The organism is Pseudomonas sp. KH_024_B2, assembly GCF_057839965.1.
In genome coordinates, this window is record NZ_CM174502.1 from 2,837,943 (window position 1) to 2,853,688 (window position 15,746).

Annotated in this window: 14 protein-coding genes, 2 tRNA genes and 1 pseudogene; 12 read left to right on the top strand and 5 right to left on the bottom strand. The window is 58.0% G+C overall.

Going from position 1 to position 15,746, the window contains the following annotated elements; translation table 11 throughout:
- Positions 1-9 precede the first annotated feature (9 nt).
- Both AC3I0A_RS13325 and eutB read right to left on the bottom strand, forming a co-directional pair.
- Positions 10-1,452, bottom strand: a complete 1,443-nt coding sequence (locus AC3I0A_RS13325; RefSeq protein ID WP_489378295.1) for a hypothetical protein — start codon at positions 1,450-1,452, stop codon at positions 10-12.
- Between the two features lie 368 nt (positions 1,453-1,820).
- Positions 1,821-1,994, bottom strand: a pseudogene (gene eutB, locus AC3I0A_RS13330) (ethanolamine ammonia-lyase subunit EutB); the annotation flags it as partial.
- 686 nt (positions 1,995-2,680) lie between these two features.
- Between eutB and AC3I0A_RS13335 the strand changes: the two are divergent.
- Positions 2,681-3,862, top strand: coding sequence for a DUF4236 domain-containing protein (locus AC3I0A_RS13335; RefSeq protein WP_489378297.1), 1,182 nt, complete (start codon positions 2,681-2,683; stop codon positions 3,860-3,862).
- Between the two features lie 111 nt (positions 3,863-3,973).
- Here the strand turns inward: AC3I0A_RS13335 and AC3I0A_RS13340 are convergent.
- Together AC3I0A_RS13340 and AC3I0A_RS13345 are read right to left on the bottom strand one after the other, a co-directional pair.
- Positions 3,974-4,060 (bottom strand) — tRNA-Leu (locus tag AC3I0A_RS13340).
- A gap of 194 nt (positions 4,061-4,254) precedes the next feature.
- A tRNA-Cys gene (locus tag AC3I0A_RS13345) sits at positions 4,255-4,328 on the bottom strand.
- 852 nt (positions 4,329-5,180) lie between these two features.
- On the opposite strand from AC3I0A_RS13345, the gene AC3I0A_RS13350 reads away from it, so the two are divergent.
- From AC3I0A_RS13350 to AC3I0A_RS13385, 8 genes are all read left to right on the top strand, one after another.
- Complete coding sequence (locus tag AC3I0A_RS13350; protein ID WP_419115685.1) at positions 5,181-5,771, top strand: amino acid synthesis family protein; 591 nt, start codon at positions 5,181-5,183, stop codon at positions 5,769-5,771.
- A 25-nt stretch (positions 5,772-5,796) separates the two neighbouring features.
- Entirely contained in the window at positions 5,797-6,630 is an 834-nt protein-coding gene (locus AC3I0A_RS13355; RefSeq protein WP_489378298.1) for an alpha/beta fold hydrolase, read from the top strand.
- Positions 6,627-8,108, top strand: a complete 1,482-nt coding sequence (locus AC3I0A_RS13360; protein WP_489378299.1) for an aldehyde dehydrogenase — start codon at positions 6,627-6,629, stop codon at positions 8,106-8,108. Before AC3I0A_RS13355 ends, AC3I0A_RS13360 begins: the two co-directional genes overlap by 4 nt.
- 12 nt (positions 8,109-8,120) lie before the next feature.
- Positions 8,121-8,606 (top strand): flavin reductase family protein, encoded by a 486-nt coding sequence (locus AC3I0A_RS13365; RefSeq protein ID WP_489378300.1) that lies wholly within the window; start codon positions 8,121-8,123, stop codon positions 8,604-8,606.
- Between the two features lie 86 nt (positions 8,607-8,692).
- Positions 8,693-10,168: an NAD-dependent succinate-semialdehyde dehydrogenase gene (locus tag AC3I0A_RS13370; protein ID WP_489378301.1), complete on the top strand. Its 1,476-nt coding sequence runs from the start codon at positions 8,693-8,695 to the stop codon at positions 10,166-10,168.
- Complete coding sequence (locus AC3I0A_RS13375; RefSeq protein ID WP_489378302.1) at positions 10,165-10,554, top strand: carboxymuconolactone decarboxylase family protein; 390 nt, start codon at positions 10,165-10,167, stop codon at positions 10,552-10,554. Before AC3I0A_RS13370 ends, AC3I0A_RS13375 begins: the two co-directional genes overlap by 4 nt.
- A gap of 89 nt (positions 10,555-10,643) precedes the next feature.
- Positions 10,644-11,396, top strand: coding sequence for a GntR family transcriptional regulator (locus AC3I0A_RS13380; RefSeq protein WP_489378303.1), 753 nt, complete (start codon positions 10,644-10,646; stop codon positions 11,394-11,396).
- Between the two features lie 2 nt (positions 11,397-11,398).
- Positions 11,399-11,962, top strand: coding sequence for an NUDIX hydrolase (locus AC3I0A_RS13385; RefSeq protein ID WP_489378304.1), 564 nt, complete (start codon positions 11,399-11,401; stop codon positions 11,960-11,962).
- Positions 11,963-11,977: 15 nt separating this feature from the next.
- Here the strand turns inward: AC3I0A_RS13385 and AC3I0A_RS13390 are convergent, their stop codons facing one another.
- Positions 11,978-12,271 (bottom strand): DUF1330 domain-containing protein, encoded by a 294-nt coding sequence (locus AC3I0A_RS13390; RefSeq protein WP_489378305.1) that lies wholly within the window; start codon positions 12,269-12,271, stop codon positions 11,978-11,980.
- Between the two features lie 86 nt (positions 12,272-12,357).
- Between AC3I0A_RS13390 and ribBA the strand changes: the two genes are divergently transcribed.
- The 3 genes from ribBA (at position 12,358) to AC3I0A_RS13405 (ending at position 15,743) form a co-directional block, all read left to right on the top strand.
- Positions 12,358-13,467, top strand: a complete 1,110-nt coding sequence (gene ribBA / locus AC3I0A_RS13395; RefSeq protein ID WP_489378306.1) for a bifunctional 3,4-dihydroxy-2-butanone-4-phosphate synthase/GTP cyclohydrolase II — start codon at positions 12,358-12,360, stop codon at positions 13,465-13,467.
- A gap of 315 nt (positions 13,468-13,782) precedes the next feature.
- The gene (locus AC3I0A_RS13400) at positions 13,783-14,808 is read left to right on the top strand and encodes an ABC transporter substrate-binding protein (protein WP_489378308.1); all 1,026 of its coding nucleotides are present in this window, start codon (positions 13,783-13,785) and stop codon (positions 14,806-14,808) included.
- Positions 14,805-15,743: an ABC transporter permease gene (locus tag AC3I0A_RS13405; RefSeq protein WP_489378497.1), complete on the top strand. Its 939-nt coding sequence runs from the start codon at positions 14,805-14,807 to the stop codon at positions 15,741-15,743. Before AC3I0A_RS13400 ends, AC3I0A_RS13405 begins: the two co-directional genes overlap by 4 nt.
- Positions 15,744-15,746: the final 3 nt, after the last annotated feature.

The window sequence follows — 15,746 nt, forward strand, 5'->3', positions numbered from 1 at the left end:
ATCGTGTCCTTACCTGAGCTGTTCGCGAATAGGCTTGAGCTGATCGAACTTCTGATCGAATGATGACTGAATGCCGGCGCGGATCTGCTCTACGTTATTCAGTAGCCTCGCCAGCATCAGCTCTTGCTTCTTCAGGGATTTCTCATCGTCTGTGGTGTCAAAATCAGGGAACTCAATCTCCTGGAACTTCACTCTGCTGGCAAAGTAGACGGGAACCTCAGCAACCCTGTTTCTGCGGTGCAGTGTGTTGTCCGTTCTGAAGATGGCAATCAATGCATCCAGCATGTTTTCCGCCTTGTGCAAGAATTGCTGTAGGCGATGGCGGGTGGAGCGTTTCTCATGAATCTGCTCTTTGTAACCAAGAACAGAGCTTCGCGCATCATCCAGACTGGTTTCCAACGCCTCCAGATGCTCGTTCTTCAGTTGCTCCAGCAACTCCCTAACCTCTGCGATGCTCTCTTCATAATCCACAACCGCCTTATCAGCGGCGTGCTGAACCCGGCCATACCCTGGATAGGCGTCTTGCCAGTAGTACCCTTCTGCGAGGCTGATCAGCCCAAAAAACACGCTGAAGGCAAACAGCATCCACGAGTAGATGTCGCTCAGGCCAAACGTGTTGTTGATCAAGGTTTGGAGAGCAATGACCCCTGGATCGACCCCAGTATTTTCAAGCCCTTGGGAAAGGCTGTCCCGGAAGTGGGCGATGAGCAAGCCCATCGTGACCATCAGGCTGATAGAGAGCAGGATGGACATGTATCCAATCACGCGCCGCGCATGATTTATGTGGTTCTTGTTGGGCACCCCGATACGCCCCAGCGCCAGCGCAAACAGCACGTTCATCAGGGCAAGGACGAATGCATAGCCAAACCCCTGAATCAAACCGCCATCAAGGCTCTTTGCAAAGAAGCTGGCGTTCAGCGCGCCTTCGACAACGACGATTAGCAAGCTCAGGAAGATAAACGAAAAGGTTCTCCAGCCAGAGGTGACATTGGCCGCTTGCGTAAGATTGTTGTTGAGTTTGAATACGCGAAGCTCTTCTTCACGCTCCATAGCGGCAGTCTTGAGTCGACCGATGTTCGCCTCATAATCGGAAAGCCGGCTATTGGCTGTACGCTCGAACTCGTTGGCTGCTTCCATGGCCCGATTGAAGGTCTTGGTGATGTCACAGTTATGCATCTTGATTTGTATGTTTTTTAACCGGCTCGTGGCCCAGTTAAGGTGATCGCGTCGAGCCTCTTCCAGGCGTTGCACGATCCTGTTCTCCGGCCCCGACAGCGCAGTGTCAGTCGGCCGGGGCAACCCAACCTCACCAAGGCGGCGGGCCTGGTGCTCAACACCAAGTTCAGTTTTAAGCTCTTCGAGGTCAAGTGGATTCAGCTCAGGATGGTTTGGGGGTGACTCCTTCCTTCTGGAGACCAGCATCCAGCCAAAGATTTTCGTCATAAAACCCATGAGACTTAATCCTTTTAATTATTTCGCCTAAATGGTGATTGCTTTATTGGACCAAGGTCACATTTTTGTGAAGACTGAATTACTGGGAACTCGATTTGCTTTTTGCCCGGAAGGCTGAGCACTTTCAGACGCGTCGATTTCGCTTAGCCTAACTTTGATTTGCTTCCGCCCTAGTCAGAGGTATGAGCACGTCACCATCACTGACTCCAATACCCCGACACTGAGCCCCCCGCGCAGAGAATCATCAATGCGGAACCTTTTCAGTAGCCAAATGCTATGTCAGAGGCTAGTCGTGGAGGACGGTGCCCGCGAGTCACTTACAGGGATATTTTTCAGTAGAGCCTTGTGCTCGGGGACGGGGCTCGGCTGGGAACGCCCAGCAGCTTGCCGCAGAAGTGTTCTTCCAAGCCTGCGTGAATGATCTGCTTGCCGTTGTAGAGATACTCGGGGCCGATAAAGCCGACCACTGTGTTGACCGGAAACGGATCGAAGTGCCGGGCCACAGCGTAGGCGCAGGTTTCGCATGTCTGCTGGTCGACGCCGTCGATCTGATGCTGATGCTGATCAAGAACGCGATCCGTCAACTGGGTGACATCGACACCGAGGTTAGCCTGCTGGATCAGGCTCGGCGTGCCATCATTGCCATCCTGCACTTGGGGGAACCGACACTGGATGAGGTGGAGCAAACTCTAGGTCTGTCCGAATGGGCACTGCAACGCAAACTGTGGGTTTGCTGATCATGGTGAAACTGAATTGCCTCTGGTTTTGTAGACACATCTGAGAGATTTTTTTGGCCGATTCCTGCCTGTCACCAAGGGCAGCAATCGACCCAGGCTGGGTGAAAACGTTTCAGAGCAGTTTTGAAAGTCAGAACAGGAAAAGGCGGGGAAAATATCGCCAACAAAGTGAATTGCGGACTAACTCTAAAAATTGCGGGCCAGAAACAAACAAGGGTTTACGTTAGATTTCGCTCGTAAACCATTGATTAAAGTGGTTAACGAGGCGATATTCAACACAAACGCTATCTGAAAGACTCTCTGACAGCCCGTGCTACCAGCCACTGGAGAAGGCGTTGCGGAGCAGGTTTTTCTTTTTTTGTGATAGGCCGTGCGCATATGTAGCTTGTACGCAATACTCTCGTAATCCTTAAAAACGCTCGGCGGTTTTCTACAGGCTCACTCCGCCTATCACGGATAGAAACGCCCACACAGGCAAAGGACATTGCGCGATGGCGATCCGGTTTCGTAAGTCAATCAAGCTTGCTCCTGGTATTCGGATGAATCTCAGCGGGGCCGGAGTGGGTTGGACGCTCGGCCCGCGAGGAGCTACGGTTGGGATCAGCAAACGCGGCGCCCGACTGAATACCAGTTTTATGGGTTTCTCAAGCAGTCAAACAATGTCGGGGCCCTCTCGTTCAAGCTCTCCTGCAATCAAGAAGCCCTCGCCCATAGAAGTAACGCTGAGTTGTTCGGTGGACAATGCGGGCAACCTGCATTTCAAAGATGCTCAGGGCAATGACTTACCTGAACATCTTGTCCAGGCGGTGAAGAAGCAAAATCGAGAAGTCATCCTCAAGTTAATCCAACGAAAGTGCGATGACATCAATGAGTCCATTGAGGACTTAGGCAGAATTCATCTGGATACCCCTGACTGTATGGGTGCGCCAGCTTTCGTCCCTGTTATTTTCGACCAACCCGAGCCAACTCCCCCACAACCACGAAAGCCCTCACTTCTAGACAAACTATTCAAGAAGCGGATGCAACGTCTAAACGAGGTGAACGCTGCTGCTCAGGATGACTTCACAAATCGGCATATCGGTTGGCAGAGCGAAAAGGTCAAATTTTCACAACTCATGCAAGCGAGAAAACAACTGATCGAGGTTGGTATATACAACAGCGTCGCTGACATGGAGATCTGGCTGGAAGACAACCTGAAAGACATCACCTGGCCGCGTGAGACAGCAGTTTCATTCGACATTGTGGAAAATGGCCACCGTATTTTGCTCGACGTGGATCTTCCCGAGTTGGAGCAAATGCCATCACAGACAGCAGTACTTCAAGTCAGGGAGCTCCGAATTAGTCTCAAAGACATGTCCGCTACCGCTGTACAGAAGCTATACATGTCGCACGTCCACGCCGTAGCTTTCAGACTAGTAGGAGAGACGTTTGCAGCCCTACCGCGAGTACAAAGCATCGTCCTATCCGGCTACTCACAGCGCCCGGATAAAGCGACAGGCCGAGTCGGTGACGAATATCTTTTTTCAATTCAGATCAGTCGCAAGGATTGGGAGGAGATTGATTTCAACCAGTTATCAAAAGTCGATGTCGTTGAATCGCTTACGCGTTTTGAGCTGAGACGGCAGATGAGCAAGACGGGGATTTTCAAACCCATTATCCCCTTCGGCAACTGACAATCCCTAAGCACCGCCCAGAGGTACCAAATTGCGGAGCAGAAATGTTTTTTGCGGAACAAAAACAAGAAGGGCCTGCATGAGGTATCTCACGCAAGCCCTTGATATATATGGTGCCCGAAGCCGGAATCGAACCGGCACGCCCTTACGAGCGGGGGATTTTAAGTCCCATGCGTCTACCAGTTTCGCCATTCGGGCGGTAGCGCGGTGAAGCGGTCTGGAACGCTTTAATAACGATTAAGCAGTTCAAGCGCTTGTGCAGCAAGGGAAGAAATATATACATCCCGTCCCTGTGAAGCAAGTTTGCTGACGTCAAATTCGAGACAAAATACTGCTTTGAAGCTCAAATAAAAAAGCTCCGTAAATCAGTGATCTACGGAGCCTGTTTATAGTGGAGGCCGAGGTCGGAATCGAACCGGCGTAGGCGGATTTGCAATCCGCTGCATAACCATTTTGCTACTCGGCCTCAAACGCCCGATGTCATACAACGACATCAACCGTATACAAACTGGAGCGGATACGGAAGCCAAGCTAACGACCCAAACCTTTATCCTGCAAGCCGCTTGTTGCCAAGTGCCTGAGCGATGGGCGGCATTATGGAGAAGAACAAAGGACTTGGCAACCCCCTGAATTCTAAAAGATTTAACTCTCCTCACAATGAGCCTCCGGGCTCTGTTCCCGGGCTTGAATCGAACCGGAACGGGATTACTCCTGCCGCCCTCTCACCAAGCCGCTGATTCGCCCCGCATTGATGCTCTCACCCCATACCTGGTGCGAGCCATAAGGGCATGACGAAGCCTCAAGGCCGGCCGCTCGACGCAGTAATACGACACGCCGCTTGAAACAAACGAGAGCACCAGGACCGCGGTGATGATCAGCGCACTGTATTCAACCGGCTAGAATGCACGCACATCTCGACGAAGTGATTGAGAAACACACCGTAGCTGATGTTCCCGAAAAGTTCGTCAACCCGGTGGTACTTGAGCTTGCTCAAAAACAACACGGCTGGAGCGCCCAAGGCACAGCAATGACGCCGGGATTGAACCCCGCAACCGTCACTCCCATATGAGAAATCGCCACAAGCATAGCCAGCAATAGCCGATAAGCCCCCACGCGCATGTGGCCTGCTAATCACGCCGACATCGAACTGGCTCTTTCATATCGCGGAATCACGCATAACGCATTCCCCTGCTTCCCCCTACCCGCCCTACCTTCCGTCGCCTGCCCTTTCGCTGAATTGCAGCTGGTGCTTGCATGCACGATATTATGGTATACCATCATACGACAAACACATTCCCTCTCTCATACGGAGTCGCTCATGAGTTTCGAAATTCGCAAGATCGTCAGCTACGTGGAAGAAACCTTTATCGAAGGCGGCAAGGCTACTGACAAGCCGGTGACCATGGTCGGCCTGGCTGTTGTCATCAAGAACCCATGGCTGGGGCGTGGTTTTGTCGAAGACCTGAAGCCGGAAATTCGTGCCAACTGCTCCGATCTGGGGGCTTTGATGGTTGAGCGTCTGGTGGCCACGATTGGCGGTGCAGACAAGATCGAAGCCTATGGCAAGGCTGCTGTGGTCGGCGCCGATGGCGAGATCGAGCACGCTTCCGCCGTGATCCACACCCTGCGTTTCGGCAACCACTACCGCGAAGCGGTGAAAGCCAAGAGCTACTTGAGCTTCACCAATAAACGCGGTGGCCCTGGCACCTCGATTCAGATTCCGATGATGCACAAGGACGACGAAGGTCTGCGTTCGCACTACATCACTCTGGAAATGCAGATCGAAGACGCGCCACGCTCGGATGAGATTGTCGTCGTTCTCGGTTGCGCCAACGGCGGTCGCCTGCACCCACGCATCGGCAACCGCTATATCGATCTGGAAGAACTGGCCGCAGAGAAAGCCCAGTAACTCATAAGATTTGCAGGAGCGATCCATGATTCGGCTCAGCGCTGAACTCACCCCGGCCGGCACCAGTTATCTGGCGACCGGCCAAGGCCAACCCGTGGTATTGATCCACGGCGTGGGCCTGAATAAAGAAATGTGGGGTGGCCAAATCGTTGGTCTCGCCCCCCATTACCGGGTCATTGCCTACGACATGCTCGGGCATGGTGCCAGTCCGCGCCCGGAAAGCGGCACGCCCCTGCTCGGCTATGCCGACCAGTTGCTGGAGCTGCTGGATCATCTGCAATTGCCTCAGACGACAGTGATTGGCTTCTCCATGGGCGGGCTGGTGGCGCGAGCTTTCGCCCTGCATTACCCGCAGCGCCTGCAAGGCCTGGTGGTGCTCAACAGCGTGTTCAATCGCAGCGCCGAACAGCGTGCCGGCGTTATCGCCCGCACCGCTCAGGCTGCCGAGCATGGGCCAGATGCCAACGCCGAAGCCGCGCTGTCGCGCTGGTTCAGCCGCGAATACCAAGCGGCCAATCCGGCGCAGATCGCCTCGCTGCGTCAGACACTGGCGGGTAACGATCCGCAGGGTTACCTGACCACTTATGAGCTGTTCGCGACCCAGGACATGTACCGCGCGGAGGATCTGGGGAGTATTCAGGTGCCGACACTCGTCGCCACTGGCGAGCTGGACCCCGGTTCCACACCACAAATGGCCCAGCAATTGGCCGAACGGATTCCCGGCGCGCAAGTGGCCGTGCTCCACGAGCAACGGCATATGATGCCGGTAGAGTCGCCGCGCCTGGTCAATCAGCTGCTGCTGGACTTCCTCAACACCGCGCAAGCCCGACAAAATCAAATAAAGGGGACCGTTGCATGACACTCGCACGCTTCCAGATGTGCATCGACGGGCAATGGGTCGATGCCCTGTCCGGCAAGACCTTCGAAAGCCTCAATCCGGCGCTGGCCCAGGCCTGGGCCGAACTGCCGGATGCTGACGAAGCCGACGTCGAGCGCGCCGTACAGGCTGCGCAAAAGGCTTTCGAAAGCCCGGCCTGGCGCGGCTTGACCGCCACTGCCCGCGGCAAATTGCTGCGCCGTCTCGGTGATCTGATCGCCGAGAACAAAGAGCAACTGGCGCAACTGGAAAGCCGCGACAACGGCAAGCTGATCCGCGAAACCCGCGGTCAGGTCAGCTACTTGCCCGAGTTCTTCCATTACACCGCAGGCCTGGCCGACAAGCTTGAAGGCGGCACCCTGCCGCTGGACAAGCCCGACCTGTTTGCTTACACCGTGCATGAACCCATGGGTGTGGTCGCCGCGATCATTCCCTGGAACAGCCCGCTGTACCTGACCGCGATCAAACTTGCGCCGGCCCTCGCGGCGGGCAATACCATCGTGATCAAGCCGTCCGAACATGCCTCGGCAACCATCCTCGAGCTGGCCCGTCTGGCCCTCGAAGCCGGCATTCCGCCGGGCGTGGTCAACGTCGTCACCGGCTACGGCCCAAGCACCGGTGCAGCCCTCACCCGCCACCCGCTGGTGCGCAAGATTGCCTTCACCGGCGGCGCGGCCACGGCTCGGCATGTGGTGCGCAGCAGTGCCGAGAACTTTGCCAAGTTGTCGCTGGAACTGGGCGGTAAATCGCCGAACATCATTTTTGCCGACGCCGACCTCGACAGCGCGATCAACGGGGCCATCGCCGGGATCTATGCCGCTTCCGGACAGAGTTGCGTCTCCGGTTCACGGCTGTTGGTGCAGGACGAGATCTACGACGAATTCGTCTCGCGACTGGTGGAACGGGCCAAGCGTATCCGCATCGGCAACCCGCAGGACGACAGCAGTGAAATGGGCCCGATGGCCACCGCCCAGCAACTGGCCGTGGTCGAAGGCCTGGTGGCCGACGCCATCGCCGAAGGCGCGCATTTGCGCCTGGGCGGCAAGCGTCCGCAAATGGACAGCGATGGCTGGTTCTACGAGCCGACCCTGTTCGAATGCGACCGCAATTCGATGAAGATCATGCAGGAAGAAGTCTTCGGCCCGGTGGCTTCGGTGATCCGTTTCAAGGACGAGGCCGAGGCGCTGGCCATCGCCAACGACTCGCAGTTCGGCTTGGCGGCAGGCATCTGGACCCGTGACCTGGGCCGTGCCCACCGGCTGGCGCGGGATGTGCGCTCCGGGATCATCTGGGTCAACACCTACCGCGCCGTCTCGGCCATGGCGCCGATCGGCGGTTTCAAGAACAGCGGCTACGGTCGCGAGAGCGGCATCGATTCGGTGCTGGCCTATACCGAGCTGAAAACGGTGTGGATCAACCTCTCGTCGGCGCCGATGCCCGACCCCTTTGTCATGCGTTGAGGATGACCCGAAATGATCGAACCAGGCATCTATAAAGAGGTGATGGCCTCTTTCCCCTCCGGGGTCACGGTGGTCACCACCCTCGACCCCGAGGGCGGCATCGTCGGTATTACCGCCAGCGCCTTCAGTGCGCTGTCGATCGACCCGGCGCTGGTGCTGTTCTGCCCCAACTACGCCTCCGACACCTACCCGATCCTGCGCGACAGCAAACGCTTCGCGATCCATTTGCTCTCGGCGGATCAGCAGGCATTGGCCTACGCCTTCGCCAGCAAAGGCAAGGACAAGACCAAAGGCATCGAATGGCACCTCAGCGACTTGGGCAACCCGCTGCTCAACGAGGCCACGGCCATCATCGAGTGCGAACTGTGGCGCGAATACGATGGCGGCGACCACGCGATCATCGTTGGCGCGGTGAAGAACCTGATCCTGCCCGAGCAGACGGTCACGCCGATGGTCTATTACCGAGGCAAGCTGGGCGCGCTGCCCACTCTGTCCTGACGTATTTCTTAAGGGCGCAGGTCCATAAAGACTGCGCCTTAACTGACTTGCATTTACCCGCGCAGATTTTTTTGTCAGGAGCCAACATGAGCCCAGCAGCCTTGCAACTGTTCCGCCAGCAGGCCTATATCGACGGCCAATGGCTGGATGCGCCCGATGGCGCCTGTCAGGATATTTTCAACCCGGCCACCGGTGAACTGATCGGCCAGGTGCCCAACCTCGGCGCCGAACAGGCCCGGCAGGCCATCGCCGCCGCCAACAAAGCATGGCCGGCCTGGCGGGCGAAAACCGCCAAGGAACGCAGCACCCTGCTCAAGGGCTGGCACGCCTTGATGCTGGAAAACGCCGACGCGCTCGCCGAGATCCTCACCCTGGAACAAGGCAAGCCTTTGGCCGAAGCCAAGGGTGAAATCCTCTACGCCGCGAGCTTCATCGAGTGGTTCGCCGAAGAAGCCAAGCGCATCTACGGCGATACCATTCCGAGCCACAAGGGCGATGCGCGAATCGTCGTCAGCAAGGAGCCGATTGGCGTCGTCGCCGCCATCACGCCGTGGAATTTCCCGGCGGCGATGATCACCCGCAAAGCTGGCCCGGCGCTGGCCGCCGGCTGCCCATGCATCGTCAAACCGGCACCGGAAACCCCGTTCTCGGCACTGGCCATGGCCGCGCTGGCGGAACAGGCGGGTATTCCTGCGGGGATTTTCAATGTCATTACCGGCGATGCCGTGGCGATTGGTGCCGAGCTGACCGCCAGCCCCGAAGTGCGCAAGCTGTCCTTCACCGGTTCCACCGCCATTGGCAAACTGCTGATGGCCCAATGCGCCTCGACGCTGAAGAAAGTCTCGCTGGAACTGGGCGGCAATGCGCCGTTCATTGTGTTCGACGATGCCGACCTCGAGCGTGCCGTCGAAGGGGCGTTGATCGCCAAATTCCGCAACGCCGGCCAGACCTGTGTCTGCGTCAACCGTTTCCTGGTGCAGGACGGTATCCACGATGCCTTCATCGCCCGCCTCGCCGAGCGTGTCGGCGAACTGAAAGTCGGCGATGGTTCCGCGGCTGGCGTCAGTCAGGGCCCGCTGATCAACGAGCGTGCGGTAGCCAAGGTCGAGGACCATGTGCAGGACGCCTTGGCCAAAGGCGCCCGGCTGCTGTGCGGCGGCGAACGGCATGCTTTGGGCCATGGTTTCTTCCAGCCGACGGTGCTCGCCGATCTGACCCCGCAGATGAAAGTCGCCAGCGAAGAAACCTTCGGCCCGCTGGCCGCTGTGTTTCGTTTCAGCAGCGAAAGCGATGCGCTGCGCATGGCCAACGACACCGAGTTCGGCCTCGCCGCCTATTGTTACACCCGTGATCTGGGCCGTGCCTGGCGCATGAGCGAAGGTCTGGAGTACGGCATGGTCGGCATCAACGAAGGGCTGATCTCAACCGAAGTCGCACCCTTTGGCGGCATCAAATCCTCAGGCCTGGGCCGCGAAGGTTCGAAATACGGCATCGACGATTACCTTGAACTCAAATACACCCTGATGGGCGGGCTCGACGACTTTGGGAGCACACAACGATGAGCAGCGAGAAATATGAACAGGGGCTGAAAATCCGCACCCAGGTGCTCGGCCAGGACTATGTGAACAAATCGATCGAAAACGCCGACGACTTCACCCGACCGCTGCAGGAAATGGTCACCGAGTACTGCTGGGGTCATGTCTGGGGCCGTGAGGGCTTATCGCTTAAAGAACGCAGCATGATAAACTTGGCCATGATTTCGGCACTCAACCGGCCACATGAGCTCAAGCTGCATGTACGCGGCGCCTTGCGTAACGGTCTGAGTCGTGAACAAATACGCGAGATCCTGCTTCAGGTAGGCATCTATTGCGGGGTTCCCGCAGCCGTAGACAGTTTCCGTCTCGCCCGTGAAGCATTCGCCGAAGCCGACGCCGAGGCATCCAGTTAATCACTGGCTGTTCAACCGAGCGGAGCACTGATGATCGATGCGATCGAGGTGCTCTTTTTACATGGACAGCCACACTCAGAGCGGACCCGATGAAACGCCTGCCACTTGACGACAGCTTCAAGGTCAATCGCAACCCCGTTACCCTGCGCGAAATCGTGCTGGATAAACTGCGAAGCGCCATCATGAACTTCCAGCTGCTGCCGGGAGACCGTCTGGTCGAGCGGGATCTATGCGAACGTCTGGGCGTCAGCCGCACCTCCGTGCGTGAAGCCCTGCGCCACCTGGAATCCGAAGGCCTGGTGGAATTCGCCGATGCCAAGGGCCCGAGCGTCGCCATCATCACTTTGGCAGACGCCTGCGATATCTACGAGCTGCGTTGCGTACTCGAAGGCCTGATCGTCCAGCTGTTCACCCTGCGGGCCAAGGCCAAGGATATTCGCGCCCTGGAGAAAGCCCTCGAGGAGAACCGCGAGGCTCTCAAGGACGGCGAGTTGCAGCAAGTGCTCGATTCGGTACAGAGTTTCTACGATGTGCTGCTGGAAGGTTCGGGCAACCACGTCGCGGCTACCCAGCTGCGCCAGTTACAGGCCCGCATCAGCTACCTGCGCGCCACGTCGGTGTCCCAGGAAAACCGCCGCAGCGTCAGCAACCAGGAAATGGAGCGCATCGTCGAAGCGATCAAGAGCGGCGATCCACTGGCGGCGCATCAGGCCTCGGTCGATCACGTCCGCGCTGCCGCGAAGGTCGCGCTGGACTACCTCAAGCTCAAGCAGAACGAGACTGGCAAGGTGCGTGAGATCGTCTCGCCGATCGTTCTCAAAGAACCTCGCATAGGTCACTGATCATGCCCATCCCGCGCTTTTGCCCGCAATGCGGTGGCGGTGACCTCAGTCACCAGCAACCGCAGGGCGATACCCATGAGCGCTTGATGTGCCCCGGTTGCGGCTACATCCACTACGTCAATCCGAAGATCATTGCCGGCTGCATCATCGAGCAGGATGGCAAGTACCTGCTGTGCCAGCGCGCGATCCCGCCGCGTCCCGGCACCTGGACCCTGCCCGCCGGCTTCATGGAAAGTGGTGAAACCACCGAGCAGGGAGCCCTGCGCGAAGTCTGGGAAGAAACCGGGGTGCGTGCGGAAATCGTTTCGCCCTACTCGATCTTCAGCGTGCCGCAGATCAGCGAGGTCTACATCATCTTCCGCGCCATTGCGGTAGAGGACACCGGCCAATACGGCCCGGAAACCCTCGACTGTCGTTTTTTCGCGCCCGAAGACATTCCCTGGGACAGCATCTACTACCCGGCCATCCGGCAGATCCTCGAACGCTATATCGAGGAACACCAGGCGGGTGTCTATGGCATCTACATGGGCAACGATGACAGCGGCACAGTCCACTTCATCCGCTGACCGGCCCGTTAAACTTCAGGCTTCATACCCTTCGACAATGATCACTTCAGCCTTGGCCGCGCCCTTGCGGAACTGGCACGCCTGCTGATATTCGGCCGAGCGGTAGCATGCCAGCGCCTGCTCGTAAGACTCGAACTCGATCACCACGCTGCGTTGCGGCGTCGCCCTGCCCTCCATTGCCTCTGAACGCCCGCCACGGGCCAGCAGCTTGCCGCCAAACTGTGCAAAGGCTGCCGGTGCGCGCTGGGTGTATTGAACGTATTGATCCGGGTCGGTGACATCGACGTGTGCAATCCAGTAAGCCTTCATTGCGACCTCGTTATTTCGGTTTTCTGTGTATTATGGTATACCATAAACACAAACCTTCAACCATTCGCGACACAGAGAGCCCGAGCATGGCCTTCAACAGCATCGAAGAACTTATCGAAGATTACCGTCAAGGCAAGATGGTCCTGTTGGTCGACGATGAAGACAGAGAAAACGAAGGCGACCTGCTGCTCGCCGCCGACCGCTGCAACGCCCAGGCAATCAGCTTCATGGCCCGCGAAGCACGGGGTCTGATCTGCCTGACGTTGACCGACGAACATTGCCAGCGCCTGGGCCTGGAGCAGATGGTGCCGAGTAATGGCAGCGTCTTTAGCACCGCCTTTACGGTGTCCATCGAAGCCGCTACCGGAGTCACCACCGGCATTTCCGCCGCCGACCGCGCCCGCACCGTCGAGGCCGCCGTGGCCGCCAATGCCAGCGCACAAGACCTGGTGCAACCGGGGCATATCTTCCCGTTGCGGGCCAAGGAAGGCGGCGTGCTGACCCGCGCCGGACACACCGAAGCTGGTTGCGATCTGGCGCGGCTGGCCGGCTTTACCCCAGCCTCGGTGATCGTTGAAGTGATGAACGATGACGGCACCATGGCCCGGCGACCGGACCTGGAGGTCTTTGCGGCCCGCCACGGCATCAAGATCGGCACCATCGCCGATCTGATCCATTACCGGCTCAGCACCGAACACACCGTGACCCGCATCGGCGAGCGCGAATTGCCGACGGTTCACGGTACTTTCCGGCTGATCACCTATGAGGACCGGATCGAAGGCGGTGTGCACATGGCCATGGTCATGGGCGATATCCGTCACGACGATCCGACCCTGGTTCGGGTGCATGTGATCGACCCGCTGCGCGATCTGGTCGGTGCCGAATACACCGGGCCATCGAACTGGACACTGTGGGCAGCGCTGCAAAAAGTCGCTGAAGCAGGTCGCGGCGTGGTGGTAGTGCTGGCCAATCACGAATCCTCCCAGGCGCTGCTTGAGCGGATCCCGCAGTTGACCCAACCACCTCGGCAATACACCCGCTCGCAGTCGCGGATCTATTCTGAAGTCGGTACCGGAGCGCAGATTCTGCAGGACATCGGCGTCGGCAAACTGCGCCATCTGGGGCCACCGCTCAAGTACGCCGGCTTGACCGGGTACAACCTGGAAGTGGTGGAGAGCATTGCGTTTACCGGCTGATGCCTACCCTACTGTGCGAGCCTGCTCGCGATGGACGTTAACGATAACGCGTGTTTTCTGAATAAACGCGCCGCCCTTGAGACCATCGCGAGCAGGCTCGCTCCCACAGGGTTTTGCATACTCCTGATGGTCTGCGGATGCACAAAATATCGTCATCTACTGACAATCGGTAAGGCGAAACCCTTGCCAAAAGTTTGGAATACCATAATATGATATTCCATAGGCCGGACGCTTTATCCGGTGTGATGGACCTACTGCTCCCGATAGGTGGGCCTCAACAGCCCGCTCAAAACCACAACAAATGAGGGCGTGAAAATGGTGTTGAATAAACGTGCGACGGCGTTACTCGCTGCTGGCTTCCTGGCACTCACCTGCACGGCAGTCAGTGCAGCTGACAGCATGAGTTTCGTCAGTTGGGGCGGCTCCACCCAGGACGCGCAAAAGCAGGCCTGGGCCGACCCTTTCAGCAAGTCCAGCGGCATCAAAGTGGTCCAGGACGGCCCGACCGACTACGGCAAACTCAAGGCCATGGTCGAAAGCGGCAACGTGCAGTGGGACGTGGTCGATGTCGAAGCCGATTTCGCCTTGCGCGCAGCGGCTGAAGGTTTGCTTGAACCGCTGGACTTCAATGTCATCCAGCGCGACAAACTCGACCCGCGTTTCGTCTCCGATCACGGCGTCGGCTCATTCTTCTTCTCCTTTGTCCTCGGTTACAACGAAGGCAAGCTCGGTGCTGGCAAACCCCAGGATTGGACCGCGCTGTTCGACACCAAGACCTACCCTGGCAAACGCGCCCTCTACAAATGGCCGAGCCCCGGCGTACTCGAACTGGCCCTGCTGGCCGATGGCGTCGCCGCCGACAAGCTCTATCCGCTGGACCTGGATCGTGCCTTCAAGAAACTCGACACCATCAAGAAAGACATCGTCTGGTGGGGCGGCGGCGCGCAATCCCAGCAACTGCTGGCGTCCGGTGAAGCCAGTCTCGGTCAGTTCTGGAACGGCCGGATCCATGCCCTGCAAGAGGAAGGTGCACCAGTCGGTGTGAGCTGGAAGCAGAACCTGGTCATGGCCGATTTCCTGGTCATCCCCAAAGGCTCGAAAAACAAGGAGGCGGCCATGAAATTCCTGGCCAATTCCACCTCTGCCAAAGGCCAGGCCGACTTCTCGAACCTGACTGCTTATGCACCGATCAATACCGATAGCGTGCAACGCCTGGACTCGGCACTGGCACCCGACCTGCCGACTGCCTACGCTAAGGATCAGATCACTCTCGACTTCGCGTACTGGGCCAAGAATGGTCCGAGCATCGCGACACGGTGGAACGAATGGCTGCTCAAATGAAAATGGCGGCCACTGCGTCCCGTCAATCCAATCCGGTCGGAGGCGCCTCTGGCGTCGCCGGTTCGGTTCCAGGCAAGGCGGCGGCCATGAAGCCTTCACTGACCCAACGTTGGCGCGGCGCCAGCAACCTGCTGCCGGCGCTGCTGTTCCTCGGCCTGTTCTTCTTCGCACCACTGATCAGTCTGTTGTTGCGCGGGGTCCTCGAGCCAACTCCGGGGTTGGACAACTATGCCGAACTGTTCGCCAACTCGGCCTACACCCGCGTGTTGTTCAACACCTTCGCGGTGGCGGGAATGGTCACGGTGTTCAGCCTGCTGTTGGGCTTCCCATTGGCCTGGGCGATCACGTTGGTGCCCAGTGGCTGGGGCCGCTGGATGCTGAATATCGTCTTGCTGTCGATGTGGACCAGTCTGTTGGCGCGCACCTATTCCTGGCTGGTACTGCTGCAGGCTTCAGGGGTGATCAACAAGGCCTTGATGGCCATGGGCATCATCGATCAACCACTGGAGATGGTGCATAACCTGACCGGCGTGGTGATCGGTATGAGCTACATCATGATTCCGTTCATTGTCCTGCCGCTGCAGGCGACCATGCAAGCGATCGATCCGATGGTGTTGCAGGCCGGTTCCATCTGCGGCGCCAGCCCATGGAGCAATTTCTTCCGGGTGTTCCTGCCGCTGTGTCGGCCGGGGTTGTTCTCCGGCGGTTTGATGGTGTTCGTCATGTCTCTGGGCTACTACGTCACCCCGGCACTGCTCGGCGGTGCGCAGAACATGATGCTGCCGGAATTCATCATCCAGCAGGTGCAATCGTTCCTCAACTGGGGTCTGGCCAGCGCCGGCGCAGCCTTGCTGATCGTGATCACCCTGGTGCTGTTCTACTTCTACCTGAAGCTGCAACCGGAATCCCCGGTCGGCTCCAGCAACTCGAGGTAAGCC

Bases quoted from the DNA above. Each gene is read 5' to 3' on its own strand.
- AC3I0A_RS13350 (WP_419115685.1), top strand. From the start codon at position 5,181: ATGAGTTTCGAAATTCGCAAGATCGTCAGCTACGTGGAAGAAACCTTT.
- AC3I0A_RS13370 (WP_489378301.1), top strand. From the start codon at position 8,693: ATGAGCCCAGCAGCCTTGCAACTGTTCCGCCAGCAGGCCTATATCGAC.
- AC3I0A_RS13355 (WP_489378298.1), top strand. From the start codon at position 5,797: ATGATTCGGCTCAGCGCTGAACTCACCCCGGCCGGCACCAGTTATCTG.
- ribBA (WP_489378306.1), top strand. From the start codon at position 12,358: ATGGCCTTCAACAGCATCGAAGAACTTATCGAAGATTACCGTCAAGGC.
- AC3I0A_RS13325 (WP_489378295.1), bottom strand. From the start codon at position 1,452: ATGGGTTTTATGACGAAAATCTTTGGCTGGATGCTGGTCTCCAGAAGG.
- AC3I0A_RS13375 (WP_489378302.1), top strand. From the start codon at position 10,165: ATGAGCAGCGAGAAATATGAACAGGGGCTGAAAATCCGCACCCAGGTG.
- AC3I0A_RS13400 (WP_489378308.1), top strand. From the start codon at position 13,783: ATGGTGTTGAATAAACGTGCGACGGCGTTACTCGCTGCTGGCTTCCTG.
- AC3I0A_RS13390 (WP_489378305.1), bottom strand. From the start codon at position 12,271: ATGAAGGCTTACTGGATTGCACACGTCGATGTCACCGACCCGGATCAA.
- AC3I0A_RS13380 (WP_489378303.1), top strand. From the start codon at position 10,644: ATGAAACGCCTGCCACTTGACGACAGCTTCAAGGTCAATCGCAACCCC.
- AC3I0A_RS13335 (WP_489378297.1), top strand. From the start codon at position 2,681: ATGGCGATCCGGTTTCGTAAGTCAATCAAGCTTGCTCCTGGTATTCGG.
- AC3I0A_RS13360 (WP_489378299.1), top strand. From the start codon at position 6,627: ATGACACTCGCACGCTTCCAGATGTGCATCGACGGGCAATGGGTCGAT.
- AC3I0A_RS13365 (WP_489378300.1), top strand. From the start codon at position 8,121: ATGATCGAACCAGGCATCTATAAAGAGGTGATGGCCTCTTTCCCCTCC.
- AC3I0A_RS13385 (WP_489378304.1), top strand. From the start codon at position 11,399: ATGCCCATCCCGCGCTTTTGCCCGCAATGCGGTGGCGGTGACCTCAGT.
- AC3I0A_RS13405 (WP_489378497.1), top strand. From the start codon at position 14,805: ATGAAAATGGCGGCCACTGCGTCCCGTCAATCCAATCCGGTCGGAGGC.